Raw genomic sequence first — 25,379 nt, 5'->3', positions numbered from 1 at the left:
ACCGCAGAGACAGCACCATCATGCCTGATCGGAGGCGCGCCGCGATGAAGCACAAACCCGCCGTGGAGACCGAGCTCAAGCTGCGCATCCCGGCCACGGGGCCCTATCGCGCCCTGCTGGAGGCCCTCGGGTTCCGCGAGGTCATCCCCGCCCAGGCCGAGGTGAGCGTGCTCTGGGACCGGGATGGCGAGCTTCGGGCCGCGGGCTCGGCGTTGCGGACCCGGCGCTTCGCCGGGGCCTTCCGGCTGACCTGGAAGGGCCCCAAGGTGCCGGACCCCATGCTCAAGATCCGCCCGGAGCACGAGGCGGGCATCGACGACGGCGAATCCCTGGAGGCCATCCTCCGCGCCCTGGGCTACGTCCCCGTGCTGCGCATGGAGAAGAGCCGGGCCGTGTGGGATCGGGAGGAACTGGAGGCCTGCCTCGACGAGACCCCCTTCGGCTGCTACCTGGAGCTGGAGGGCGACCCCCAGGCCATCCGCGCCGCCATGGAGGGCCTGGGCCTCGCCCCCGACCGCGCCGAACCCCGCAGCTACCCCGAGCTCTACCAGGCTCACGGACTCGGTTAGGCCCCTAAAAGAAGAACCGCCAACCGCGGAGAACGCAGAGAGCGCGGGGAAAGAAAGGCTTCCTCTGCGTTCTCCACGTTCTCTGCGGTGAATCAACCGCCCGGATGGGTCGGCGCGATTCAGACCTTCAGCACCTGCTCCAGGTCCTCGATGAGGTCCTGGACGTCCTCCACGCCCACGCTGAGGCGCAGGAGGTTGTCGTTGATGCCGAGGCGCTGGCGGTCGGTCTCGGGCACGCTGCCGTGGGTCATGCTGGCGGGGTGGCAGACCAGGCTCTCCACGCCACCGAGGCTCTCGGCCAGGGAGAAGACCTTGAAGCTGGAGGCCATGCGGCGCGTGCGCTCCGCGTCGCCCGTGTCGAAGCTGACGATGCCCGAGAAGCCTTTCATCTGCTGCTTGGCCAGGGCGTGCTGGGGGTGGGACTCCAGGCCCGGGTAGTAGACGGCCTTCAGGTCCTTGCGGGCCTCCAGCCAGCGGGCGATCTGGAGGGCGCTCTGGTTGTGGCGCTCCATGCGCAGGTGCAGCGTCTTGGTGCCACGCAGGATGAGCCAGGACTCCATGGGGGAGAGGATGCCGCCGGCGGCCTTCTGGTGGAACCGCAGGCCCTCTGCGATGTCGTCGCGGCTGGTGATGGCGATGCCGCCGATGGTGTCGCTGTGGCCGTTCAGGTACTTGGTGGTGGAGTGGAAGACCAGGTCGGCTCCCAGCTCCAGGGGGCGCTGGTTGTAGGGCGTGGCGAAGGTGTTGTCCACGGCCAGCACGGCCGTGCAGCCCGCCTCCGTCATCACCCGGCGCACACCGGGGATGTCCGTGAGACCCAGCATGGGGTTGGTGGGCGTCTCCAGCATCACCAGCTTCGTGTTGGGACGCAGCGCCGCCTTGAAGGCCGCCAGATCGCCCGTGTCCACCTGGGTGTAGGTGAGGCCGAAGCGGGTCATCACCTTGTCCAGCAAGCGGAAGGTGCCGCCGTAGACGTTGTCGCCCAGCACCACGTGATCGCCGCTGGAGAGCTGCTCGAAGATGGCCTGCACCGCCGCCATGCCCGAACCGAAGGCCATGCCGTGGGCCCCGCCCTCGAGGGCCGCCAGGTTGGCCTCCAGCGCGTCGCGGGTGGGGTTGCGCACGCGGGCGTAGTCGAAGCCCTTGTTCTGGCCCAGGCCCTCCTGCACGTAGGTGCTGGTGAAGAAGACGGGCGTCATGATGGCGCCGCTGGTGGGATCCGGGCTCTGGCCGGCGTGGATGCAGCGGGTGTCGAAACGGCCTTGGGGATTCATGGGACCATCCTTCCTGGTCCACCAGTGTGAAGGTGAGCGTCCATGAGGAAAAGCATCGCTTTGGTTTCTATGCTGGCGGTCCTCCTGGCTTGTCGATCCGACAAGCCCGAGGACCGGATCCGGAAGGCCTTCGAATCCTGTCGCGCCGCCGTGGAGGACGGGGACGCGGCGGCCGCCGTGGGGCCTCTGGACCCGGCCTTCCGCGGCCCCGAAGGCATGGACAAAGGTGGCGCCCGGCTGTTCCTCCTGGGCCTCCTGAGGCAGGACAAGGTGGGTGTGACCGTGTTGCGCAACGACCTCGCCGTGCGGGGAAACGAGGCCTTCCAGGAGGTGGACCTCATCATCACGGGCCGCCAAGGCGGTCTCCTGCCCCGGGACGCCACGCGCCGATCCTTCGGCCTGCGCTGGCGGAAGGCCGGCGACGACTGGCGGATCCTGGAGATCCAGGAGCGCGAGGGACGTCAGGAGCGCTAGGAACGTCAAGAACGCTGGGAGCGCTAATCCCCCAGGTAGGCCATGAACTCCTGGTGCAGCTCCAGGGGGAGGTGGCAGGCGGCGGCCTCCTCATCCACGAGCTGGGCGCAGCGGGGGACCGCCTTCAGGAGCGAGGCCGGAATGCCCCCATCCCGGGCGTGGCGCAGGCTCTGCATCATGGCTTCCCGCCAGCCCAGGCGATAGAGCGTGACCAGCAGCATGGCGTGGGCCCTGGCATTGCCCGGATCGATGGCGAGGGCCTGGAGCAATTGGCGCCGCGTGGTTTCCAGGACATCCTTCCGGACTTCCGCCTGGCCCGCGGGACGTTTCTCCAGTGGAACCTCCTCCTCATGCTCCGGAGCCGGCGCGACTCCTCCGGCCCTGGCGACCCCCCGGGGTCCCGAACCCGGGGATGGGGGCCTCGCAGGGGGGGTGTCCCGGGGGCGCCCGGAGGCAGCGGGGGCAGAGGCGGGGAGCTCCCTCGGCGCTGTGGCCTCCTGGGCTCTCGCGGGCCGAGGCGCAGGAGCCGCTGGGAACGGGGCCGGGGCCGCGCGGAGCGGCGGGGGACCGGCGTGGAGGCAGTCCGGGCTCCAGCGCCAGTTCGGATCCTTGGCGGCCCTCAGGGCCGCCGCCAGGCCCTCGGCGCTCTGGAACCGGTTCGCCGGGTCCTTGGCCAAGGCACCGCTCAGGAGGTTCCAGACGTCGCGGCTGATGCCGTGGAAGGCCGTGGGCAGGAGGGGCGGCGGAGGCTCGTGCAGCAGGCGGTAGATCACGGCGCCGGGATTGGGCCCGTCGAAGGGGGGGATGCCCGCCAGCGTCTCGTAGAGGACCACCCCCACGGCGAACAGGTCGCTGCGGGCATCCGGACGGCCCCCCTGGAGGTACTCCGGCGCCATGTAGGTCACGGTGCCGAAGACGATGCCCTCATCCGTGGTGTCGGTGTTGAAGATCTTGGCCACCCCGAAATCCAGAACCTTGGCCTGGAGCGCCTTCCCGTCCCACACCACCCGGATGTTGGACGGCTTGATGTCCCGGTGAAGCACCTGGTGCTGGTGGGCCACCGCCAGCCCGTCGCAGACCTGGGCCAGCACCTCGAGGGTGTCCCGCGGCGAGAGGGTGCCCGCCCGGATGAGCGTGGCCAGGTCTTCGCCCTTCACCAGCTCCATGGCGAGGTAGAGCACCCCCTGCTCCTCTCCCATCTCATGGATGGTGACGATGTTCGGATGGTTCAGCGCCCCGGCGGCCCGGGCCTCCCGGGCGAACCGCTCGCGCGCCTCGGGCCCCGCGGCCGCCGAGGCCTGGATGACCTTGATGGCCACCTCCCGCCCGATGATGGGATCGCGGCCCACGTAGACATCGCCCATGCTTCCCTGAGCCAGCAGGCGGAGAATGTCGAACTTGCCGAGGCGCGTGAGCACGGGACTTTCCAAGGATTCGGCCCCGATCATCGGACGATCCCCAAGCCGCCGTCCAGGCCTTTTCAGTCCCCCTGCCCCAGCAACCAGCCCTCGTCCCGCACGGGAATGCCCAGGGCCTCGGCCTTGGCCAGCTTGGAGCCGGCCTTCTCCCCGGCCACCAGCAGCGTGGTCTTGGCGCTGACGCTGCCCGTGACCTTCGCCCCCAGGCGCTTCAGCAAGGCCTCAGCCTCCTCCCGGGAGAGCGTGGGCAGGGTGCCGGTGACGACGGCCACCTCGCCGGAGAGGGGCAGGCCGCTCCGGTCGCGGGGTACTGGCGGAGTTGGATGAATGCCCAGGGCGGACAGCCGCGAGGGCAGGTCCGGGTGCAGGGCTGCAAAGGCGCGCAGGGCGGCGGCGACCTTGGGACCCACTTCCTCCACGGCCTGGAGGCGGCCCTCCTCGGCCGTCCACAGCGCCTCCAGCGACGGGTAGGCCTCCGCCAGCAGCTCGGCGGTGCGGGCGCCCACCATGGGGATGCCCAGGGCGTGGAGCCACCGGGGCAGAGGCTTCGTGCGGGCCGCTGCCAGGGCGTCCATGAGGTTCTGGGCGGATTTCTCCGCCATGCGCTCCAGGTTCGACAGGTACGCCAGGCCCAGCAGGGGTTCCTCCAGCAGGGTGAAGATCTCCCAGGGCTGCTGGAAGCGGCCCGACGCCACCAGCTGCTCCACCAGAGCCTCGCCCATCCCCTCGATGTCCAGGGCGGACCGCCCGCCGAAGTGGAGCATGCGCGCCACCAGCTTGGCGGGGCACTCGGGATTCAGGCAGCGGATGGCCACCTCCGCATCGTCGGTCTTGCCCACCTCGCCGCCGCACATGGGACAGGCCGAGGGGACCCCCGGCGCCGGCAGGTCGCGGTCTTCTTCTCCGGGCACCAGGGCCACCACCTTGGGGATGACCTCCCCGCCCTTCTCGATGAACACGCGGTGGCCCACCTTCAGGCCCAGGCGAGCCAGCTCATCGGCGTTGTGGAGCGTCGCCCGGCGCACGGTGGAGCCCGCCACCTCCACGGCCTCCAGCTCCGCCACCGGCGTAAGCTTGCCCGTGCGGCCCACCTGCCAGGTGATGCCCAGCACCGTGGTGGTCACCTGCGTGGCGGGGTACTTGAAGGCGATGGCCCAGCGCGGCACGCGATCCGTGGCGCCCAGCCGCTGCTGAAGGTCGGCATCGAGCACCTTGATCACCACCCCATCCGTGTCGAACGGGAGCTTCAGGCGAGCCTCGGCCTGGGTGGAGATGAAGGCCAGCATGGCCTCCAGGTCCCCGGTGGCATGGGCGGGCATGACCCCGAAGCCCCAGGCGCCGAGGTGGACCATGGACCGGGCGTGATCTTCCGCCGGGCCGCCATCCCAGAGCGCCTGCCAGGGCAGGAAGGACAGCCCGCGGCCGGCCACCTCCCGGCTGTCCAGCAGCTTCATGGTGCCGCTGGCGGCGTTGCGGGGGTTGGCGAAGCGGGCCTCGCCCCGGGCGTCCCGCTGGCGGTTCAGCTCCTCCCACCGCTTGCGGGACAGGAACACCTCGCCGCGCACGGTGAGGGTGTCCGGGGCGTCCTCGGGCAGCCGCATGGGGATGTCCGCGATGGTCCGCGCGTTCTCCGTCACCAGCTCCCCGGTCTCGCCGTCGCCGCGGGTGAGGGCCTCCACCAGCTCGCCTTTCTCGTAGCGCAGCGACAGGGACAGGCCATCCACTTTCAACTCCGCCGCGTACCCCGGCGGTGCATCCGGGGCGAGCTTGCGCCACCTGACCTCCCACTCCCGCAGCTCCGACTCGGAATAGGCGTTGTCCAGGCTCAGCATGGGCACGGCGTGGCGGCGCTTCTCGAAGGCATCGATCGGCGGGGCCCCCACGCGGCGGGTGGGGCTGTTGGGGTCGGCCAGCTCCGGGTGCGCGGCCTCCAGGTCGCGCAGCTCCCGCTCCAGGGCGTCGTACTCCGCGTCGGAGACGGTGGGCTGGTCCAGCACGTAGTACCGGTGGCGGTGCTGCCGCACCTGGTCGGCCAGCTGCTTCATGCGGGTCCGGAGATCCATCACTTCACCTTCGACCGGTACAGGATGCCCATGATGAGCCCCAGGGCGAGGAAGAAGCTGAGGGTGCTGCTGCCCCCGGCGCTGAAGAAGGGCAGCACCATGCCCTTGTTGGGCAGGGCCCCCGCCACCATGCCCACGTTTACCAGCAGGTGCAGGGCGAAGATGCCCGCGGCCCCGGCGCAGAAATAGGCCTCGGCGGTGGTGTGGGCGGCCTTGGCCGCGTCGAGGATGCGACCGAGCAGGAGGCCGAAGAGGCCCAAGGCCAGCAGTACGCCCAGGAAGCCGCGCTCCTCCGCCCACACGCTGAAGGCGAAGTCGGTGGTCTTCACCGGCAGGAAGTTCAGCTGGGTCTGGGAGCCGCTGGTGAAGCCCTTGCCGATGAGGCCGCCGGAACCGATGGCGATGCGGCTCTGATTCACCTGGTAGCCCTTGCCCTGGAGGTCGCTGGAGGGATCCAGGAAAATCATCACCCGCTGCTTCTGATAGGGCTTCAGCGCGACTTTCCACGCAGCGAACCCACCCACCGTCACCAGCAGCAGGAGGGCCACCACCCACCGCGCCCGGAGCCCCTTCATGAGGGGGATGATGAGCAGGATGGGCAGGAAGCTGAGGGCCATGCCGAGATCGGGCTGGCGCTGGACGAGCAGCATGGGGAAGGCCACGAGGCCCACCGCGCCCAGCAGCTCCAGGCGGCCGATGGCATCCGCGGGCCGCGAGCCCAGTCGCTGGGATACGTAGAGCAGTGTCACCCACTTCATGAGCTCCGAGGGCTGGAAGGTCTGGCCGGCCACCACGAACCAGCGGGTGGCGCCTCCGATCTTCTTGCCCACCACCAGCACCGCCGCCAGGGCCGCCAAGCCCAGCAGGTAGGCGGGGAAGCTGTAGCGGAGGACGCGGCGGGGGTTCGTGTTCGCCAGCAGGAGCATCAGCGCCAGCCCCATGAGGTTCCAGACGGTCTGCTTGAGCCAGATGGTGGCCTGGGGCGTGTTCCGGCCCGCCGAATAGAGGGTCAGCGTGCCCAGGGCCATGAGGGCGAGGATGACCCACAGCAACCGGGAATCCAGGGCTCGGACGCGATCCTTCATTCCGCCGCCTCCGCAGGAGGGGCGAAGGGATCCACCATGCGGCCCCTCGGGGGCGGGATGGGGTTCTTCACGCGATCCACGAACCAGTACTTCACGAGCTTGGCGGCGATGGGCGCGGCGGCGGTGGAGCCGAAGCCGGCGTTCTCCACCACCACGGCGAAGGCGATCTGGGGCTTGTCGTGGGGCGCGTAGCCCGCAAAGAGGGCGTGGTCCTTCAGGTGCTTGGCCTGGCGGGCATAGTGGCTCTTGTCCACGAAGGTGGCCACCTGGGCCGTGCCGGTCTTGCCCACGAAGGGGGCTTCCCGTGCGATCTCCCGGATAAAGGGGTTGGCCGCGGCGGTTCCGCTCTGGACCACCTCGTACAGCCCCTCGTCCAGCACCGCCCAGAGCCTCGGATCGAGCGGTGTCTCCTTGGTGCCCGGGGGAGGCGCGGGCTCCAGCTGGTTGGTCTGGTCGCTGCGGAAGCCGTAGAAGAGGTGGGGCGTGAGCACCTTCCCCCGGGTGGCCAGCGTGGCGTAGAACCGCGCCAGGCCGATGGGCGTGACGCCCACGGCCCCCTGGCCGATGCCCACGCTGATGGTCTCGCCGGCATACCACTTGGGATCCTTGGGCACGGCCTTGCGCTTCCAGGCCCGGCTGGGGATGCGGGTGCGCTTCTCCCGGGGGAGGTCGATGCCCGTGCGCTCCGTCAGGCCGTACTTCTCCGCCGTGGCGTAGATGTCGTCCACGTCCAGCCGGGAGGCCACTTCGTAGAAGTAGACGTCGCAGCTCTGGGCGATGGCCTGGACCAGGTTCAGGCCCCCGTGGCCCGTGGGCTTGTCGCAGCGGAAGTCGCGGCCGTAGAAGTTCTTCTTCCCGGCGCAGTAGATCACGGTCTGGGGGGTGATGACGCCCTTCTCCAGACCCGCCAGAGCCACCAGCAGCTTGAAGGTGGAGCCCGGCGCGTAGATGCCCTGGATGGCCCGGTTGATCATGGGGCGAGCGGGATTGTTCAGGTAGCGGTCCACCATCTCCTGGCTGAGGCGGTTGAGGAAGAGGTTCGGATCGTACGAGGGGCTGGAGTACATGGCCAGGATGCCGCCGTCCCGCAGGTCGAGCACCACGGCCGCGCCCGCCTCCTCACCGTAGGCGTCCTGCATGACCTTCTGGAGGCCCGCGTCCAGGGTGAGGTAGAGGCTGTGACCCGCGACGGCGTCCGTCTGGCCGAAATGGGCGACTTCCGTTCCGAGCTGGTCCACGAGGATGCGTTTCTGGCCATCTACGCCCTTGAGCTTGTCGTTGCCGCTGGCTTCGAAGCCCTCCTTCCCGATGGTCTCGCCCAGCCGGAAGACATCGGGATTGGCCTTCATCATCGGCTCGTCCACCTCACCCACGTAACCCAGCACGTGACCCGCCAGCTCGTCGCCGAGATACACACGCCGCGGCGCCACGTCCACGCTGAGGAAGGGGAAGCGGGCCCGGACTCGCTCCGCCTGGGCGATGCCCACATCATCCAGGTTCTCCTTGAGCACCAGCGGACGGCCCTTCCCGGCCAGACGGTAGCTCTGGATCTTCCGCATGAGCCCGGCCGGGTCCAGCTCCAGGGCCTGGGCCAGGCTCTGCACGACTTCCGGTCGGGTGGGGAGATCCTCCCGCTGGATGACGAGATGCAGCGCGCGGCGGTTGTCCACGAGGCGGTAGCCGTTGCGGTCCAGCACCAGGCCCCGCGGCGCGGCGATGGGGCGGATCTTCACGGCCTGCTGCATGGCCAGCTGCTTGAACTCGCCGTGCCGGACGATCTGGAGCCAGGCGTAGATCAGCACCAGCAGGGCCACCAGGCTCCAGGCCAGGCCCTTGAACACCCCGAGGCGGCGGTGGAGGAGGGGGCGCTGCCGGGGATCCATCAGCCCAGCCGCGGAGAAGGCCCGGAGTGCAGCAGGCGCCAGGTCGCCCAGCCCCAGAGGGGCAGGCTGAGGAGGGCCCAGAACCATCCGGGACCCCAGGCGTGCGGGCCCGCGGCCAGGCGGACGGCCGTGTGGACCAGCAGGGTGTGCGCGACGACCAGGCAGGCCAGCCGCGCCAGCCAACCCTTCAGACCCTCCAGCGGCCAGCGGCCCGCCATCCAGCCGGCCGCCAAGGTCAGGGTCATGTCCGCCCAGGCCGTCCCGCCCAGGTGCGGATAGAGTCGCAGGGACCCCTCGAAGGCCCAGCCAGCGGCCGCGGCCCAGAGGACGCCCGTCAGGGGAGAGCCCGCCCGGGGCGCCAGGGCCAGCACCAGCAGGACATGCACCACGGCCTGGAGCCGCGGGAAGGGGGCGCAGAGGAACACCAGGCCCAGGGCGGCTGCGCACAGGAGGTTCTGACGCAGGGCGGAAGGAGCCGGGATCCTCATGGCGTCCCCCGCTTGCGCTGCGGCTTCTGCTCCGGCGCCACGAAGGGCGGCTGCACTTCCAGCGGCGGCTGGGCGGGCAGCAGCAGCACGGTGGAGATCCGATCCAGAGGCGCCGACAGGTTCACCTGCACCTTCAGCTCCAGGTCGCCGGGCGCCACCTCGGCCACGTAGCCCACCAGGAGGCCCCGGGGGAACACGCGGTCCAGGCCCGACGTGAGGACGGCTTCGCCCACCTGCACCACCTCCTGGTTGCTGATGTAGCGGATCAGGGCGCGCCCGGACCCCAGGCCCTGGAGCACGCCCGTCGCGCGGCTGCGCATGAGCATGACGGCCACGGAAGCGTTCGGCGCGTCCGCTGGCAGGATCTTCGACTGGGTGGGCCCCACGGACCAGAGGCGACCCACGATGCCCTCAGGCACCAGCACGCCCTGATCCGCCACCAGGCCCAGGTCCTGGCCCCGGTCCAGGATGAGCCCCCCGAAGGCGGCGGGCCGCGTGCTGAAGATCACCCGTGCCCCCTTCAGATCCAGGGGGACCTGCCGCTTCAGCCCCAGGAGCCGCACGGCCTCGTCCGCCTCCATCAGCCGGGGCGCCTCCTGTGCCATCTGGGTCCGCAACTGCGCCAGCTCTGCGCGCAACCGTTCGTTCTCGGCCTGGGTCTCCGCGAAGCTGCGGGCCGACACCCGCCGGGCCGCCCGCCACTGTGCCCACCGGGATGCCAGCCCCTGGCCGGGCTTCGAGAGGACATCGGCGGCGCGCGCCCAGTGCCGGCCGGGATGCGGGCCCAGCAGGACCCAGGTTCCGTGGCCCAGCCACAGGAGGAGGACGAGCAGGCGCTGCCAGCCCGTGTGGCTCCATCCCCACTTGGCTGCGCGGAGGGCCATCTGTCGAACCTCCCGCCAGCTAGTCGAGGATCTGGATGCGGCGCAGGAGCGGGATGTTCTCCAGCAGGAGCGCGGTTCCCCGAACCACGGCGGTCTGGGGATCCTCGGCGCGGAAGACCGGCAGGTGGGTCTCCTTGCGTAGCCGCTCGTCGAGGCCCTGGATCAGCGAACCGCCGCCCGTGAGGCAGATGCCGCGATCGATGAGGTCCGCCGCCAGCTGGGGTGGCGTCTCGTTGAGGGCCTTGCGGACCAGGTCGATGATGGCGTTGATGGGCTCGGCCAGCGCCTCGCGGATCTCCGCGTCGTTGAGCGTCAGGGTCTTGGGCAGGCCCTCGAACTGGTCCCGGCCGCTCACCTCCATGGTGCGCGTCAGCTCCGAGGGGAAGGCCGAGCCCAGCGTCCACTTCACCTCCTCGGCCGAGGCCTCGGAGATCAGCACGTTGTACTTCTCGCGGATGTACTTGATCACCGCCTCGTCCATCTCGTCGCCGGCGATGAGGATGGAATCCGAGAACACCTTGCCGTTGTAGCTGATGACGGCCACGTCCGTGGTGCCGCCGCCGATGTCGACGATCATGCAGCCGCGCTTCTCGTTGATGGCCAGGCCCGCGCCGATGGCCGCCACCATGGTCTGGTCCACGATGAAGACCTCGCCGGCCTTGGCGTCGTAGCAGACCTGCTTCACGGCCCGGCGCGCCACCTGGTGGGCCCGGGGCGGCACGCTCACCACGATGCGGGTGCGGGCGATGCCGCGGTTGGGCCGGGCCTTGGAGATGAACTGGGCCAGCATCTTCTCGGCGGCGTCCACCTCGAAGATCATGCCGTCCTTCATGGGTCGGATGGTGCGCACGCCCTGGGGGGCCCGGCCCAGCAGCTGCTTGGCCTCGTCGCCCACGGCCTCCACGTCATGGGTGACCGTGTTCACGGCCACGATGGAGGGCTCGTAGATGACAATGCGGCCCGCCTGCTTCGTATGGATCAGGGTCGACGCCGTGCCGAGGTCGATGGCGAGGTCCGAATTGAAGATGTTGGACCAGAACTGGCTGGAAAAAATGCTGGCCACTGGCGGCTCCCGGAGAACCTCCTAGAGTGCCACGAACCACCCCTCCCCGGCCAGGGAACAGAGCAGCCCTTGCCCGGATGGATCCAGGCAGGCCCGCGGCATGGCGCTACTTCCCCGCCGCCAACAGCTCCGCCACCAGCAGATCCCCGTCCAGCCGCTGGGGCAATTCCTTGTGGTAGCCCCGGACCCGCGAACCGGATGCGGGTCGCGAGCGGACAGGCCAGACGGCCTGTCCCGAGCGGGGCCCCGCACCGGTGAGCATCAGGCGCGTGTCCGGGGCGGCGTTACATCCCCGCGGCCAGCAATTCCTCCATCAGCAGGTTCCCGTCCAGCCGCTGGGGCAGTTCCTTGTGGTAGCCCCGGACCCGCGAACCGGATGCGGGTCGCGAGCGGACAGGCCAGACGGCCTGTCCCGAGCGGGGCCCCGCACCGGTGAGCATCGGGCGCGTGTCCGGGGCGGCGTTACATCCCCGCGGCCAGCAGCTCCTCCACCAGCAGGTTCCCGTCCAGCCGCTGGGGCAGCTCCTTGTGGTAGCCCCGGACCCAGCGCCTCCCGTTCACCAGCACGAACGGAATGGCCCGCTTCCCGGTCTCCATCTCGAGTTTTTCCGCGGCACCCGGGGTCGTCTCGATGTCCACCTTCCGGTGACCCACGCCCTGACCCGCCAGCCAAGTCTCCAGGCGGCGGCAATCCGGGCACCAGGCGGCGCTGTAGACCGCCAGATCTAGGCCCTTCAGGTCATCAATTCGACTCATGCGATCCTCCCGGACCTGTCATTCTGGAGTCTTAGATGCCTTTGTTGGGGGTTCCATGTCCAAGATGACCCATCGAGCCGGCCTGATCGCGGTGCCGGCCCTGTTCCTCGCCCTCGCCCTGGGCTGCGGCAAGGCCGTCAAGCCGGATTCCAGCCGCGTCATTGCCAACATCGGCGGGAGCAAGCTCACCGAAGCCGAGTTCCAGGACATCGTGAAGAGCCTGTCTCCGGATCCCAAGGAAGCCCAGGCCTTCCTGACGGACGCCGCCGCGCGCAACGACCGGGCCCAGCTCGCCCAGCGCATCGCCATGTCGAGGGCCATCACCACCTATGCCGCGCAGACGGGGCTCGACCAGGATCCCTCCGTGAAGCGCCAGCTGGAGCAGCAGCAGGCCAACGTCTACTTCCAGGCCCTGATGAAGAAGCGCATGGCGGGCATGAACCCCACCGACGAGCAGCTCCAGGCCTTCTACAAGGAGCGCGTCGAAGCGCTCAAGACTCAGGGCCGCGCCCAGGGCATCCCCCCCTTCGAGACGGTCAAGTCCCAGCTGCCCGAGCTCTGGCGCCAGCAGCACATGCAAACCCTCAGCGACCAGATCCAGAACGAGGTCAAGCAGAAGGTCCCCGTCACCCTGGCCGACGACTACCGGCCGGCGGGGGCGGAATAGGAACCTTTCGCGCGCTCGCAAACCAAGGCCCCCGGTTGGGGGCCTTGATTTTGGTGCCTGGAGACGGAATCCCCTCCTCCGGCGCTGCGCGCCTCCCCCGGGCCGCACGGGCGCTAGGGCCGCTTCCCTCGCCGGACGCATGCGTCCGACTCGGTCAGAACGCAGCCCAACCGCCCTGTGATTTCGATTCCGTCTCCGCCAAAATCAAGGCCCCCATGCGGGGGCCTTGATTTTGGTGCCTGGAGACGGAATCGAACCGCCGACACATGGATTTTCAATCCATTGCTCTACCAACTGAGCTACCCAGGCGGGAAGAGCCAGCATATCAGGCAGCGGCGCATTTTCAAGTGCCGGAACCGAGGGGATTGGTGCATCCTCAATGGTTTGAGTGCTGCTCCATCTGAGAGGTCCGCCATGGCCCGTCCCACCAAAAACCGCGAGATCCAGGTCCAGAAGCCGGCGCAGAGCCTGGCCCACTTCCAGACCAAGCTGGGCAAGAACGAGGACGAGGACGGGGGCCTTCTGAAGCCCATCCTCATCGGCATCGGGGTCCTGGTGCTGGCGGGGCTCACCTACGGCGGCTGGAGCGCCTATCAGACCCAGGCCGTGGAGAAGCACGAGGCCGCCCTCTCGGCGCTGGAAATGGAAGTCGAGGGTGATGGCGTGACGCCCGTCCCCCCCGCCGAGGTGGAGAAGCGCATGCGGGAACGCCTGGGCCGCCTGGAGGCCCTGGTGAACCAGGCGCCCTCGTCGCGGAAGGCCGCCACCGCCGGATTGCTGAGCAGCTGGCGACTGGCCCTGGACGGGAAAGAGCAGGCCCCGAGCAAGGCTGTCGACCCCTGGGGCAAGATCCGCCTCGCCCAGCGGGCCCTGGCCCTGGGGCAGGCCGATGCCGCGCGGGCCCAGCTGGACGGCCTCCGCGCCAAGGCCACCCCCGGCGAGCCCTGGGCGGAAGCCTTTTGGGCCAGCCAGATGGATGTGGACCGTCTGGCCGGTGACCGTGCGCAGGCCATGAAGGACCTGGCCGAGTACAAGGCCCGCTTCAAGGGCCGCGGTGACGCCGGCACCTTCGAAAGCCTGATCCAGAGCATCTGAGGGCCTACGGCCGAGGAGTCATCCCATGCGGATGTACGACCTGATCTACACCAAGAAGCTGGGCGGCGCCCTGTCGCCTGAGCAGATCGCCTTCTGGGTCAAGGGAGCGGCCGACGGCAGCCTCCCCGACGAGCAGAGCGCCTCGCTGCTGATGGCCATCTGCTGGCGCGGCATGACCACCGAGGAGACCCTGGCCCTCACCCTGGCCATGCGGGATTCCGGCAAGCGGATGGACCTCTCCGCCGTGCCCGGCACCAAGGTGGACAAGCACAGCACCGGCGGCGTGGGCGACAAGACCACCCTCATCCTCGGCCCCATCGTGGCGGCCTGCGGCGTGCCCTGCCCCATGTTCAGCGGGCGCGGCCTGGGCCACACCGGGGGCACCGTGGACAAGTTCGCCGCCATCCCCGGCCTCAAGGTGGAACTCACGGACGCGGAATTCATCCGCAGCCTGAAGGAGACCCGCTTCGCCAACTCCGCGCCCACGGGGAACATCGCCCCCGCGGACAAGAAGCTCTACGCCCTGCGCGACACCACCGCCACCGTCGAAAGCATCCCCCTCATCACCGCCAGCATCATGTCGAAGAAGCTGGCCGGGGGCGCCGACGCGCTGGTGCTGGACGTGAAGTGCGGCCCGACCGCCTTCATGAAGACCTTGGAGGACGCCCGGACCCTGGCCCAGAGCATGGTGGACGTGGGCACCGCCCACGGCATGCAGATCCGGGCCCTCATCACCCGCATGGACGCGCCCCTCGGCTGGGCCATCGGCAATGCCCTGGAGGTCATGGAGTCCGTGGAGATCCTAAGCGGTCAGCACGCCGATTCCGAGCTGGCCCAGATGAGCTTCCGCCTCGCTGCGGAGATGCTGATCATGGGCGGCGCCGCCAAGACGCTTCCCGAGGCCCAGGCCCTGGTCGAGGCCAGCATCCAGGACGGCTCGGCCCTGGAGACCCTGCGGCGCTTCGTGACCCTCAACGGCGGGGATGCGACGGCCCTGGACGACTTCAGCCGCCTGCCCCAGGCCGGTCAGACGGTGGACATCCGGGCCGATCGGGCCGGCTACGTGTCCGCCATCGACGGCCGCGCCCTGGGCCTCCTCGCCATGGAACTGGGCGCGGGGCGAAAGGATCAGAAGGACGTGCTGGATCTCGGCGTGGGAATCCGGGTTCGCGCCACCGTCGGCCAGCGGGTCGAACCGGGGGACGTGGTCTTCACGGCCCATGCCAAGGCCGGCTACTCGCTGAAGCCGGACGCATTCCTGGCCACCTTGGAGCTCGCGGCGGCGCGGCCCGCGGAGGCCCCCTGGCTGCTGGACACCATCGGCTGCTGAGTCTCAATAAGCGGGCAAGTGCGCCCTTGTCGGCAAGGGTTCCCAGAAATTTATAAAAAAAGACGATTGACCTGGGTCCAGCCGCTATAATGCGACCCAACCAGAATCGATCTTTTCCACGATGAAGTCCCAGACGTCAAGCCTGGGGGTCCGAGCGGACCCTTGATCGACGACGTCTGGTGGAGGACCCGTGTTCACCCTCGGGACCTGCGATGCATGGCCCCGATTTCCATGGAGGCTGTATGCATGGACGTTTTTCCCACCTCGGCCGTCTGACGGCCCTCCTCGCCCTCGGCGGAGTGATCCTGTGCGCACAGGACGCCACGACGGGCGCCATCTCGGGGACGGTGACCGCCCCGAACGGGGCCCCGGTCGCCGGCGCGAAGGTCATCCTTGACGGTGGCCGCGGCCAGATCGTGCGCGTGACCGACGCCAACGGTGCCTTCAAGGCGTCCGCCCTGATTCCCGGCCAGTACCACCTCACGGTGACAGCGGCCGGCTACGAGACGGCGACGAAGCTCATCGCCACCGCCTCCATCAACACCCTGACGCCCGTCCGGGTCACCATGACCAAGGCGGCAGGCGCCGTGGTCGAGGTGATCGCCGCCTCCCAGGTCCTGGACACCACCACCCAGACCTCGGGTTCGACCTACACCGCCGAGACCATCTCCGCCCTCCCCCTGGGCCGGTCCTTCTCCTCCGTGGTGAACCTGGCCCCTGGCGTCTCCAGCAGCGGCATCGACGCCAACAACCCCTCCGTGGGCGGTTCATCCGGCCTTGAGAACCAGTACATCATCGATGGCGTCAACACCACCGGCGCCGGCTATGGGGCCAGCGGATCGTATTCCATCGTCTACGGGTCCCTCGGAACCGGCATCAACACCGACTTCATCAGCGAAGTGCAGATCAAGAGCTTCGGCATGGACGCCGAGTTCGGCGGCGCCACCGGCGGCATGGTCAACGCTGTCACCAAGACCGGTGACAACTCCTTGCATGCCCAGGTCTTTGCCTATTTCGACATCGACAGCCTCCAGGCCAAGGACAAGGTCCCGCCCCGGATCGATCCGACCCTCCGGATCACTCCGTCCTTCGACAGCAGGGACCGCTATGAAATCGGCTTCACGGTCTCCGGCCCCATCATCAAGGACCGCCTTTTCTACTTCATCGGATACAACCCCATCCGCACCAAGGTGAAGCGGACTCAGGTGGATCCCGACCAGCCCTACTACGGCCGGCAGGTCGAGCAGAAGACCGAGACGGACACCTACTACGGAAAACTGAACTGGATGATCACCACCACCCAGTCGTTGGAATTCAGCATCTTCGGGGATCCCGGCAAGCTGCCCTTCGGCCCCAACCTCACCAACGCCATCTACAACGCCCCCTATTCCTGGGAGGAAGTGGAGTTCGGCGGCCGCAACTGGACCTTGAAATACAACGGTGTGTTCTTCAACGACTTCCTGGTGGAGGCCCGGGTCTCCCAGGCCAACAACAAGTTCCGGCGGAAGCTGGATCCCGCCGTGCAGGCCACCTTCCGGGTGACGGACGTCTACACCGGCTTCGCCTATGCCCCCGGCCCCGGATTCGTGGATGGCACCGACGACCGTAACCGCCAGTACGACCTCAAGCTGACCAAGACCTTCGGCCCCGTCGAAATGAAGGTGGGCTACTTCAAGGAGGACATCGACCACAAGGGCGGCAACACCTATCAAGGCCCCCCGGGCTTCGTGGATCCGCACACCACCGCCACCGGCCAGCCCTACTCCAGCGGCGCCCTGGTCAGCCAGCGCTACTATATGCTGGATCCCACCCTTGTCGATGTGAACGGGCACACGCCCCTCAACAACATCGCCCCCTACTGGCGCATCACCCGCGCCCGCACCTCGCCTCCCCTCATCCCCACCTCCGCGCCTTGGGAAGGCTACTTCATCCAGGCGAAGTACTCCTGGAACAACCGCCTGTTCGTGAAGGCCGGGTTCCGCTGGGAGCAGGAGGACATGAAGGGCCTGCAGCAGACCTACAAGTTCAAGGCCCAGGACGCCATGGCGCCCCGCATCTCCATCACCTGGGATCCGGAAGGCGACGGGCGGAACAAGATCTACGCCTTCTACGGCAAGTACTTCGAGAAGGTCCCCCTGGATCTCGCGGTCCGCTCCCTCAGCACCGAGGTCGGCGTGAGCCGGTCCGACTTCTACAACATCAGCAGCGGCTACAACGGCCTCAGCAACCCCATCGAGAATGGCGTGTCCATCCGCGACGTCCGTCCGGACACGGTCAATGGCTACGGCATCGCCGGCAGCACCAACTCCACCCACTTCATCGGGAGCCAGGGGTTCCTGACGCCCGTGCTTCCCAATACCAAACTTCCCTACACGAACGAGTATGTCCTCGGCTGGGACATGCGCCCCTCCGATGGGCTCACCCTCAGCAACCGGATCATCTACCGCTCCGTGGGCCGCGTCCTCGAGGACCTGGGCATCGACGGCGGCAACAACCTGCCCTATTTCATCGGCAACCCCGGCGAGAACACCGACGTGATCACCTCCATGGCGGCGGCCATCGACCCCACCCTGGGAAACAGCATCACCCCCACCGCTTCCTGGCCCAAACCCAAGCGTGATTACTGGGCCTTCGAATTCGAGGCGACGAAGAACGCCAAGAACTGGATGGCCTTCTTCAACCTCCGGCTCTCCCGGCTCGAGGGAAACTATGAGGGCCTGTTCCGCAATGACAACGGCCAGAGCGATCCGAACATCACCTCGCTCTTTGACTTCTCCCTGGAGTACATGAAGAAGTACGAGACCCCGGGCAATCCCGATTACCACCCCCGTGGCTTGACGGGTGACGAGGCCTTCGCCTCGGGCCCCCTCCCCAACGACCGCACCGTCGTGGCCAATGGTGGCTTTACCTACCAGTGGGACTTCGGCTTCTCTCTCACCACCCTGGTCAAGTTCCAGACAGGCACGCCCCTGAACAAGCTCTATGGCCTGATCGACTACGACAACAGCGGCGAGCTCGCTGCCGGTGGACGAGGATCCATGGGGCGCACCCCCAACACCCTGAACTTCGATCTGAGCGGCCAGTACGTCTGGAAGCTGGCCAACAAGCACCAGATCTCCGCCCGCATCGATGTGTTCAACCTGTGGAACGTCCACAAGCCGGTCACCTACGACCAGGACTATGAGGCCTCGGTGGATGCCCCCAACGGCAACTTCATGAACGTGCTGACCTACCAGACAGCCCGCCGGATCCGGTTGGGTCTGAAGTACCAGTTCTGATCCACCCTCGCCACGAGGATTCCGGGCCCCTTCGGGGGCCCGTTTTACGTCCGCCAAACCCGGTCAAACCTGCAGGCTCGACCCGACCCGCATGGTCTTCCGGATAGACCAAAGAAAATACCGTCTCACCCCTTCAGGCAGCTTCTTGACACTGCGATAACCTCGCAAGTAGAGGCATGCCTTCGAAGCTAAAGTGGAGTGCCGATTCGGTCGAATCGGTTCCCAACTTTCTGGCCGAATTAACAAAAATTAATATCCCTCGCAAGACAATGGCCGCATCATCGTGCTCTGATCTTTCTCCCCTTTAATGCCTTCTGCCGTCCCCGATGCCTGGGCAATTCCCTGGGCGCCCTCGGAGATCGCGGATGTTTTTTCAACGCAGAGCCGCCCTGTCCGGCTCTGGTCTTCGGAGGATGCAATGCATCTCTTGAACAACCGCCTGGGCCGCCTCACGGCCCTCATCGCCCTGGGCGGGGCAGCGCTGTACTCGCAGGGCACCCAGACTGCGAACATCACCGGCACGGTGGTCGACGCCGCTGGCGCCCCCGTGGCTGGCGTCACTGTCCGCCTCACCTCCCCCGCCCTCCAGGGCGTCCGCACCTACGTCACGGACGCGACGGGCAAGTTCATCGCCCGCCTGCTGCCTCCCGGCCTCTACACCATCCAGTACACCAAGGACGGCCTCGAGACCCGGAAGATCACCGAGCAGATCGGCATCGACCAGACCTTCAGCCCCAAGGTCACCCTGAGCAAGGCCGGTGGCGCCGTGGTCGAAGTGATCGCCGCCGCTCCCGCCGTGGACAAGACTGACGTCAAGACCGCCAGCAACTACCGCAACGACACTGTCGATCTCCTGCCCAACGCCCGCACGATGGAAGGCGTCGCCCTCCTCACCCCCGGCGTCACGGCCGGCGTGGGCGGCCGCGTGCAGATCCGCGGCGCCATGACCTCCGGCAACCTCTACCTGCTGGACGGCCAGAACATCGCTGACAACGCCTACAACAACCGCGGCGTCCGCACCATCGATGACTCCATCGAAGAGACCCAGGTCATCACCGGCGCCATGTCCGCCGAGTACGGCGACGTGGACGGCGGCGTCATCAACTCCATCACCCGCTCGGGCGGCAACGAGTTCTCCGGCTCCCTCCGCTGGGAACTGAGCAACGCCGCGTGGAATGCCACGGCCCCCACGCAGGACCGCACCAAGATCAACAACGTGCTCAACGAAGAGAAGACCCTCTTCCTGAGCGGCCCCATCCTCAAGGACCGTCTGTGGTTCGCCGCCTCCTTCTTCAAGACGGATCAGGCCACCGCCGGCGCCATCACGCGCAACCAGAAGGATGTCTACGGCCTCTGGCCCGCCGGCACCAACCTGAACGGTCCCGAGGGCCTGAACGCCGGCTACACCGCGACCTCCAAGGAAATCCGCCGGCAGGCGAAGCTGACCTGGTCCGTCAATCAGGACCACACGGTCATCGCGTCGTTCATGAACTCCAGCACTGACCAGATCAACCGCAACTACTCCGCGGCCGAGCTGCGTTCCCTGGTGCCCCAGATCAACACCAGCGAGTTCTGGAAGCTGTCCTGGCGCGCTGCCTGGGCCACCAACTTCACCACAGAACTGAACATCGGCAACAAGAAGCAGAACCTCTCTGCCGGCGGCTCGCCCAACGGCGAGAGCCCCTTCTACACCTACGGCATCGGCGGCTACAGCAACAACGGCATCTTCAACAGCGCCGACGGCGGCGACGAGCGCGACAACCGCACCTACAACATCAAGGCCAGCCTCTTCTGGGATGCCGCCGGCAGCCACCAGACCGACTTCGGCATCGACTACTACGAGGGCAAGCGCCAGGCCAAGAACGAGCAGACCCCCACTGGCTACATCTTCGGTGTCTATGGTCTGAACCTGGCCACCCGTCAGGCCTTTGGCGCCGACGTCTGGACCTACCAGAGCGGGTCCGGCTCCGCCAAGAACTACTCCTACGGCCTCTACGTCAACGACAAGTGGAGCCTCAACCAGCACTGGAATTTCCAGCTGGGTCTGCGCTTCGACAAGTACAAGGCCAAGAACGAGGGCGGCACCGAGACCGCCGGCGCCGACGGCCTGTCCCCCCGCCTGGGCCTGAAGTACGACCTCTTCGGCGACAGCAAGCACATCTTCGGTCTGAGCTTCGCCCGGTACAATGCCAAGGTGCTGGAGGGTATCACCAACTCCGTCACCAGCCAGGGCAATCCCACCGAGATCGACTACGCCTACATCGGACCCTGGCAGCCCATGAGCCTGACGGCCCTGCAGGACCTGTCCCTCTACGACATCGGCGGCACGCCCACCTACTACAACGACCCCAAGCTGAACGTCCGCCTGAGCAGCAACCTCAAGGCCCCCACCGTGGATGAAGTGCAGGGCAGCTACGCCTACTCCTTCAACTACGGCCCCATGGGCGACGGCTACGTCAAGGTCACCGGCGTCTACAAGAAGTGGAAGAACCTCATCGACTACAGCGTGGGCAACATGGGCACCGTGTCCGATCCCACGGGCACCCCGATCTATATCCGCGTGTGGGACAACAACCCGGATGCCCAGCGCAAGTACAAGGGCCTGGAGCTCGAGGGCAGCTACAACCGCAATGAGTGGAGCTTCCTGGGCAACATCACCTGGAGCGAGCTCAAGGGCAACTACGAGGGCGAGAGCACCAACTCCCCCGGCCGTGGCGAGGGCCTGAACAACTTCAACGTCCAGGATGGCGTGGCCCTCTACGACCGCAACTGGACCACCCCCGAAGGCTACCTCTCCGGCCACGTGCCCATCCGCATGCGCGTCACGGGCAACCGCACCTACCTGAACTCCTTCGGCAAGACCTCCATCGGCCTGGTCTACCGATTCGACGCCGGTTCCCACTACAGCGACACCCGCAACATCACCCCGCGGGCCCTGGGTGGTACGAGCACAATCGCGGACCCGAATTACGATCCCACCCGCGCTCTCAGTGACACCAACAACCCCTACCTGACGAACCTCAGCAGCCAGTTCGGCACCGCGGCCACTCAGTACATGAACCAGCAGCGCGGCACCGGCGTCTACAACGCCGCCTCCTACCTGGACCTGGCCATCACCCACGACTTCCCCCTGTTCAAGGTGGCGGGCAAGGACGTGACGGCCTTCGGCAAGGTGGTCATCGGCAACGTGTTCAACCACCAGCAGCTCGTCACCTTCGACACGTCCTACAACTCGGCGCCTCAGGCCGTGGCCGGCGGCAGTGTGAACTCCCCCTGGATTCGCACCTCCGCCTTCGGCAAACCGACCAGCTACCTCAGCTACGGCACGGCCCGCACCATCACCGCATCCGCCGGCTTCCGCTTCTAATCGGGAACGCCGCTTTCGGAAAGAGGCCCGCAAGGGCCTCTTTCCTTATGTACTAAGGAAAACCTGTCGAAAGATCTAGATCCATTAGCATCACGTTGCGATGCCTGTATTCCCGGACTCAAGGTCAAATTTATTTGTAAAGTTCTTGGAACCTGGCCTATCCTTTCGACACTCGTCCCCGCTCTTTGGCAGTCCCCCGAATTCGGAACCGCCGCCGCCGCAGACCCTGCGGCGGACTTGTTTACCCCCACTCGACTTCGCTTTTTCTCGCTTTTTACCTGCACCATGCGGCATTGCCGCCTTCCCCCCAAAAGGAGTTTCTATGAATCGTGTCTTAACCCGGCTGGGCTTCACGGCCGCCGCCATCGTCGCCGGGAGCGGCATCGTCGCGCACGCGCAGACGGCCACCACCGGTGCCGTCAGCGGCGCAGTGACGGATGGCAAGGGCGCCCCGATCGCCGGTGCGACCGTCCGCCTGACCTCCGCCCAGACCACGCGCCAGGCGGTGACGGGCGCCGACGGCTCCTTCCGCCTCGGCCTCCTGAACCCCGGTGCCTGGACCATCGAGGTCACCAAGTCGGGCCTTCAGAAATTCACCCAGAACCTCAGCGTCCTGGTGAACCAGACCCAGCCCGTCAATATCAAGATGGCCTCTGAGGCGGCCACCGTGGTCGAGGTGCTCGGCACCACCGCCACCGTGGACACCACCACCACCCAGACGGGTCTGGTGACCTCCATGGACAACCTGTCCGCCATCCCCAAGGGCCGCGACATGAGCACCGTCGCCATGCTGGCCCCTGGCGTGGTCACTGGCGGCTTCGGCAACGACCCTTCCATCGGCGGCGGCTCCTCGGCTGAGAACAGCTACGTCGTGGACGGCCTCTCCACCACCAACACGGCCAAGGGCTTCCAGGGCGCCTCCCTCGTCACCGACTTCATCGACCAGGTGGAAGTCCAGACCGGCGGCTTCAAGCCCGAGTTCAGCGCCCTCGGCGGCGTGATCAATGCCATCACCAAGTCCGGCACCAACGCCTTCAAGGGCTCCGCCTGGGCCACCTGGGACGCCATCGGCATCCAGGCCCTGCCCAAGAGGAACGACTACTTCAAGCAGGCCCCCCCCAACAGCCGCTACGACCTCGGCGGTGAGGTGAGCGGTCCCATCATCAAGGACAAGCTCTTCTTCTTCGTCGGCGTGGACGGCAGCAAGACCGAGGCCCCCGAGAGCAACAACCTCCCCAACCGTAGCGGCCTGCGCAACGGCGACGAGACGATCGACGCCTTCCAGGTCATCGGCAAGATCAACTGGTACCTGACCCAGGACCAGCAGATCACCTTCTCCGCCAACGTGAACAACTCGAAGGACGATTTCCCCAACCAGTACCCGGGCACCCTGGGCAACGCCCAGCTCGGCTACAACCGGAAGGACACTGTCCAGAACTTCGTGCTGAACTACGACTGGAACATCAGCCCCAGCCTGTTCCTCAGCGCCAAGTTGGGCACCACCCAGTACAAGACCACCAACAATCCCACGGATACCACGCATGTCCGCGTGACTGACTACCTCTGGGAGGAGACCGGCCCCGGCTTCCTCAACGGCGATCCCAATGCCGGCAGCGGCCTGGCCTTTGCGCGTGGCGGCGCGGGCTACTACGTGGGTGAAGACAAGACTCAGACCACCCAGGCCCGTGTGGACCTGAGCTGGTTCGTGGGCAACCACAACATGAAGTTCGGCGTGTCCCAGCTCACCTCCAAGTACACGGAAGTCGCTGCCACCTCCGGTGGTGAGCGCGTTTCGATCAACCCTCTGGGCTCGTCCACCCAGATCATCCGCCAGTTCCTTCACACCAACGCCACCGTGAAGGCGATCATCAGCGCCGTCTACGCCCAGGACACCTGGGATGTGGGCGCCGGCGTCAAGCTCATGTATGGCTTCCGCTTCGAGACCCAGGACCAGCGGGATCTCCACGACAAGTCCTTCATGAAGTTTGACAAGTTCAGCGACTACATCCAGCCCCGCCTGGGCTTCACCTGGGACGTGAACCAGGATGGCAAGACCAAGGTCAGCGGCAACTACGCCAAGTACTTCGAGCAGATCCCCCAGCGCATGGCCATTCGCGTCTACGCGAACGAGACCTACCTGCGCTACAACTACCGTCCCTCCAACTCCACCTACGACAATGCCACCGGTGCCTACACCTACGGGGCCACGCCGAACACCATCACCGACTACGGCACGCCCTTCAGCTTCGACCCCATTGCCGAGGGCACCAAGCTCCCCGAGCGCAATGAGTACATCCTGGGCGTGGACCACACCTTCGCCAGCGGCTGGACCGCGGGCGTCCACGCCAAGTACCGCGAGCTGAAGAACCCCATGGAAGACATGGTGTTCACCGATCAGTACGGCAACCCCTACGATGAGGGTCCGGCCATCTCCTACACCGCCGGCGGCACTCCCCGCTACGGCGCTGGCGCGGCCGTCATCGGCAATCCCGGCGCCTTCCAGCAGTGGCGTCCGAATGCGAAGAGCATGACCAACGTGATCCTCGCGGGCGGGCCCGGCAGCTCCACGTATTTCGGCTATCCCTACCCCTACAACAGCTACGGCATCAACATCCTGGACTACTACAACCCCGCCACGGGTCTCTTCACGGTCCAGAACACCGGGTATGAGAAGGCCGGCAACAAGTACTCCAGCGTGGACTTCACCCTGGACAAGAAGACCGACCGTGACACCTTCAGCTTCAGCTACACCTGGAGCCGCCTGGAAGGCAACTACGAGGGTGTGGTGTCCAGCTCCAATGGCCAGGCGGATGGCAACATCACCGCCAGCTTCGACTACTTCCCCTATGTGGGCTGGGGCCTGCTGCCCAACGACCGCACCCACGTGGTCAAGCTCTTCGCCAGCCACCGCTTCGACTTCTTCGGTGGCGATCTGAACGTGGGCGTCAACTGGACCTACCAGAGCGGCACCCCCAACAGCGCCTGGGATGACGGCTCCCTCACCCACGGCAAGGCCCCGGGCTACGACACGGCCCACCTCGGCTACCTCGATTACGACAACAACACCACCCTGAGTGGCAACCCCGTCGTCATCTCCTCCGAGGCCGCCTACAACGATGTCAACAACTGGGGTCCGGATGGCGTTGGCACCCAGTGGATCGGCCCCGCGTCCGACACCTACAATTTCCTCGACATCGGCTTCTACGGCGATGCCGTGGCCACCAACGGGAAGCAGGGCGACGCTGGTCGCTCGCCCGCGCTCAACAACGTGGACCTGCACCTCGACTGGGCCTACAAGATCGGCAAGAAGTACAAGCTGATCCCCAGCGTGGACGTGTTCAACCTGTTCAACACCCGCTACGCCACTGGCCAGCTCCAGCAGGCCACCGACCAGGGCGGCACCGCAGATGTCCGCTACGGCGCTGCCAACGGCTGGCAGGTCGGCCGCCGCTACCGGTTCGGCGTGAAGTTCCAGTTCTAATCGGAACCCACGACCGCAATGAAAACGGGCCCTTCGGGGCCCGTTTTCATTGGGCGCCACGCCATTATTGATGATGTATCAATCGCCTATTCTTTCAACAAGAGGGCGTCAATCTTCTTCTATTTCCCGGGCTTTCAGTCGCCTGACTCATTAATATCGCGTTGCGATGTAACGCATGAAAAGGTCAAGAAAAGCATGAAGAAA

The 25,379-nt window shown here is 66.8% G+C and carries 18 protein-coding genes and 1 tRNA gene; 8 read left to right on the top strand and 11 right to left on the bottom strand.

What is annotated here, in order from left to right; genetic code table 11:
• Positions 1-44 precede the first annotated feature (44 nt).
• Positions 45-569: a class IV adenylate cyclase gene (locus tag ML539_RS08915; protein ID WP_243322666.1), complete on the top strand. Its 525-nt coding sequence runs from the start codon at positions 45-47 to the stop codon at positions 567-569.
• A gap of 119 nt (positions 570-688) precedes the next feature.
• Here ML539_RS08915 and ML539_RS08910 read toward each other — a convergent pair whose 3' ends face one another.
• Entirely contained in the window at positions 689-1,843 is a 1,155-nt protein-coding gene (locus ML539_RS08910) for a PLP-dependent aspartate aminotransferase family protein (protein WP_243322664.1), read from the bottom strand.
• Between the two features lie 69 nt (positions 1,844-1,912).
• Here ML539_RS08910 and ML539_RS08905 point away from each other — a divergent pair, with 69 nt between their 5' ends.
• Positions 1,913-2,317, top strand: coding sequence for a hypothetical protein (locus ML539_RS08905; protein WP_243322662.1), 405 nt, complete (start codon positions 1,913-1,915; stop codon positions 2,315-2,317).
• A 23-nt stretch (positions 2,318-2,340) separates the two neighbouring features.
• Here the strand turns inward: ML539_RS08905 and ML539_RS08900 are convergent, their stop codons facing one another.
• From ML539_RS08900 to ML539_RS08860, 9 genes are all read right to left on the bottom strand, one after another.
• Positions 2,341-3,735: a serine/threonine-protein kinase gene (locus tag ML539_RS08900; protein WP_243322661.1), complete on the bottom strand. Its 1,395-nt coding sequence runs from the start codon at positions 3,733-3,735 to the stop codon at positions 2,341-2,343.
• A 62-nt stretch (positions 3,736-3,797) separates the two neighbouring features.
• The gene (gene ligA, locus ML539_RS08895; RefSeq protein WP_243322659.1) at positions 3,798-5,798 is read right to left on the bottom strand and encodes an NAD-dependent DNA ligase LigA; all 2,001 of its coding nucleotides are present in this window, start codon (positions 5,796-5,798) and stop codon (positions 3,798-3,800) included.
• Positions 5,798-6,883: a rod shape-determining protein RodA gene (gene rodA, locus ML539_RS08890; protein WP_243322657.1), complete on the bottom strand. Its 1,086-nt coding sequence runs from the start codon at positions 6,881-6,883 to the stop codon at positions 5,798-5,800. Before rodA ends, ligA begins: the two co-directional genes overlap by 1 nt.
• A complete protein-coding gene (gene mrdA, locus ML539_RS08885) occupies positions 6,880-8,766 on the bottom strand; it encodes a penicillin-binding protein 2 (RefSeq protein ID WP_243322655.1) in 1,887 nt (628 codons plus the stop codon). Before mrdA ends, rodA begins: the two co-directional genes overlap by 4 nt.
• A complete protein-coding gene (locus ML539_RS08880) occupies positions 8,766-9,254 on the bottom strand; it encodes a hypothetical protein (protein WP_243322653.1) in 489 nt (162 codons plus the stop codon). Before ML539_RS08880 ends, mrdA begins: the two co-directional genes overlap by 1 nt.
• Positions 9,251-10,138 (bottom strand): rod shape-determining protein MreC, encoded by an 888-nt coding sequence (gene mreC, locus ML539_RS08875; protein ID WP_243322651.1) that lies wholly within the window; start codon positions 10,136-10,138, stop codon positions 9,251-9,253. Before mreC ends, ML539_RS08880 begins: the two co-directional genes overlap by 4 nt.
• A gap of 19 nt (positions 10,139-10,157) precedes the next feature.
• A complete protein-coding gene (locus ML539_RS08870) occupies positions 10,158-11,201 on the bottom strand; it encodes a rod shape-determining protein (RefSeq protein WP_338028450.1) in 1,044 nt (347 codons plus the stop codon).
• Between the two features lie 106 nt (positions 11,202-11,307).
• On the bottom strand, positions 11,308-11,463 hold the full coding sequence (locus tag ML539_RS08865) for a hypothetical protein (RefSeq protein WP_243322649.1): 156 nt from the start codon (positions 11,461-11,463) through the stop codon (positions 11,308-11,310).
• A gap of 200 nt (positions 11,464-11,663) precedes the next feature.
• Entirely contained in the window at positions 11,664-11,957 is a 294-nt protein-coding gene (locus tag ML539_RS08860) for a glutaredoxin family protein (protein WP_243322647.1), read from the bottom strand.
• Positions 11,958-12,012: 55 nt separating this feature from the next.
• On the opposite strand from ML539_RS08860, the gene ML539_RS08855 reads away from it, so the two are divergent.
• Positions 12,013-12,624, top strand: a complete 612-nt coding sequence (locus tag ML539_RS08855; protein WP_243322645.1) for a hypothetical protein — start codon at positions 12,013-12,015, stop codon at positions 12,622-12,624.
• 233 nt (positions 12,625-12,857) lie between these two features.
• On the opposite strand, the gene ML539_RS08850 is transcribed toward ML539_RS08855, so the two are convergent.
• Positions 12,858-12,933 (bottom strand) — tRNA-Phe (locus tag ML539_RS08850).
• Positions 12,934-13,038: 105 nt separating this feature from the next.
• Here ML539_RS08850 and ML539_RS08845 point away from each other — a divergent pair.
• The 5 genes from ML539_RS08845 to ML539_RS08825 all read left to right on the top strand — a co-directional run bounded on the left by ML539_RS08845 (position 13,039) and on the right by ML539_RS08825 (position 25,175).
• Positions 13,039-13,719, top strand: a complete 681-nt coding sequence (locus ML539_RS08845; protein WP_243322643.1) for a tetratricopeptide repeat protein — start codon at positions 13,039-13,041, stop codon at positions 13,717-13,719.
• A 25-nt stretch (positions 13,720-13,744) separates the two neighbouring features.
• Complete coding sequence (locus tag ML539_RS08840; protein WP_243322641.1) at positions 13,745-15,049, top strand: thymidine phosphorylase; 1,305 nt, start codon at positions 13,745-13,747, stop codon at positions 15,047-15,049.
• 242 nt (positions 15,050-15,291) lie between these two features.
• Positions 15,292-18,327 (top strand): TonB-dependent receptor, encoded by a 3,036-nt coding sequence (locus ML539_RS08835; RefSeq protein WP_243322639.1) that lies wholly within the window; start codon positions 15,292-15,294, stop codon positions 18,325-18,327.
• Positions 18,328-18,745: 418 nt separating this feature from the next.
• Positions 18,746-21,694, top strand: a complete 2,949-nt coding sequence (locus tag ML539_RS08830; protein WP_243322637.1) for a TonB-dependent receptor — start codon at positions 18,746-18,748, stop codon at positions 21,692-21,694.
• Between the two features lie 322 nt (positions 21,695-22,016).
• Positions 22,017-25,175, top strand: coding sequence for a TonB-dependent receptor (locus ML539_RS08825; protein WP_243322635.1), 3,159 nt, complete (start codon positions 22,017-22,019; stop codon positions 25,173-25,175).
• Positions 25,176-25,379 lie beyond the last annotated feature (204 nt).

Origin of the sequence: Geothrix sp. SG200 (genome assembly GCF_022808935.1) — a bacterium.
GTDB classification, from domain to species: domain Bacteria; phylum Acidobacteriota; class Holophagae; order Holophagales; family Holophagaceae; genus Geothrix; species Geothrix alkalitolerans.
The sequence above is the reverse complement of the archived record's forward strand: the minus strand, read 5'-3'. Positions and strand labels throughout refer to the sequence as shown.

What these genes read in the sequence shown, in the direction of transcription:
- ML539_RS08915 (WP_243322666.1), top strand. Translation starts at nt 45, where the DNA reads ATGAAGCACAAACCCGCCGTGGAGACCGAGCTCAAGCTGCGCATCCCG.
- ML539_RS08910 (WP_243322664.1), bottom strand. Translation starts at nt 1,843, where the DNA reads ATGAATCCCCAAGGCCGTTTCGACACCCGCTGCATCCACGCCGGCCAG.
- ML539_RS08905 (WP_243322662.1), top strand. Translation starts at nt 1,913, where the DNA reads ATGCTGGCGGTCCTCCTGGCTTGTCGATCCGACAAGCCCGAGGACCGG.
- ligA (WP_243322659.1), bottom strand. Translation starts at nt 5,798, where the DNA reads ATGGATCTCCGGACCCGCATGAAGCAGCTGGCCGACCAGGTGCGGCAG.
- rodA (WP_243322657.1), bottom strand. Translation starts at nt 6,883, where the DNA reads ATGAAGGATCGCGTCCGAGCCCTGGATTCCCGGTTGCTGTGGGTCATC.
- mrdA (WP_243322655.1), bottom strand. Translation starts at nt 8,766, where the DNA reads ATGGATCCCCGGCAGCGCCCCCTCCTCCACCGCCGCCTCGGGGTGTTC.
- ML539_RS08880 (WP_243322653.1), bottom strand. Translation starts at nt 9,254, where the DNA reads ATGAGGATCCCGGCTCCTTCCGCCCTGCGTCAGAACCTCCTGTGCGCA.
- mreC (WP_243322651.1), bottom strand. Translation starts at nt 10,138, where the DNA reads ATGGCCCTCCGCGCAGCCAAGTGGGGATGGAGCCACACGGGCTGGCAG.
- ML539_RS08865 (WP_243322649.1), bottom strand. Translation starts at nt 11,463, where the DNA reads ATGCTCACCGGTGCGGGGCCCCGCTCGGGACAGGCCGTCTGGCCTGTC.
- ML539_RS08860 (WP_243322647.1), bottom strand. Translation starts at nt 11,957, where the DNA reads ATGAGTCGAATTGATGACCTGAAGGGCCTAGATCTGGCGGTCTACAGC.
- ML539_RS08855 (WP_243322645.1), top strand. Translation starts at nt 12,013, where the DNA reads ATGTCCAAGATGACCCATCGAGCCGGCCTGATCGCGGTGCCGGCCCTG.
- ML539_RS08845 (WP_243322643.1), top strand. Translation starts at nt 13,039, where the DNA reads ATGGCCCGTCCCACCAAAAACCGCGAGATCCAGGTCCAGAAGCCGGCG.
- ML539_RS08840 (WP_243322641.1), top strand. Translation starts at nt 13,745, where the DNA reads ATGCGGATGTACGACCTGATCTACACCAAGAAGCTGGGCGGCGCCCTG.
- ML539_RS08835 (WP_243322639.1), top strand. Translation starts at nt 15,292, where the DNA reads ATGCATGGACGTTTTTCCCACCTCGGCCGTCTGACGGCCCTCCTCGCC.
- ML539_RS08830 (WP_243322637.1), top strand. Translation starts at nt 18,746, where the DNA reads ATGCATCTCTTGAACAACCGCCTGGGCCGCCTCACGGCCCTCATCGCC.
- ML539_RS08825 (WP_243322635.1), top strand. Translation starts at nt 22,017, where the DNA reads ATGAATCGTGTCTTAACCCGGCTGGGCTTCACGGCCGCCGCCATCGTC.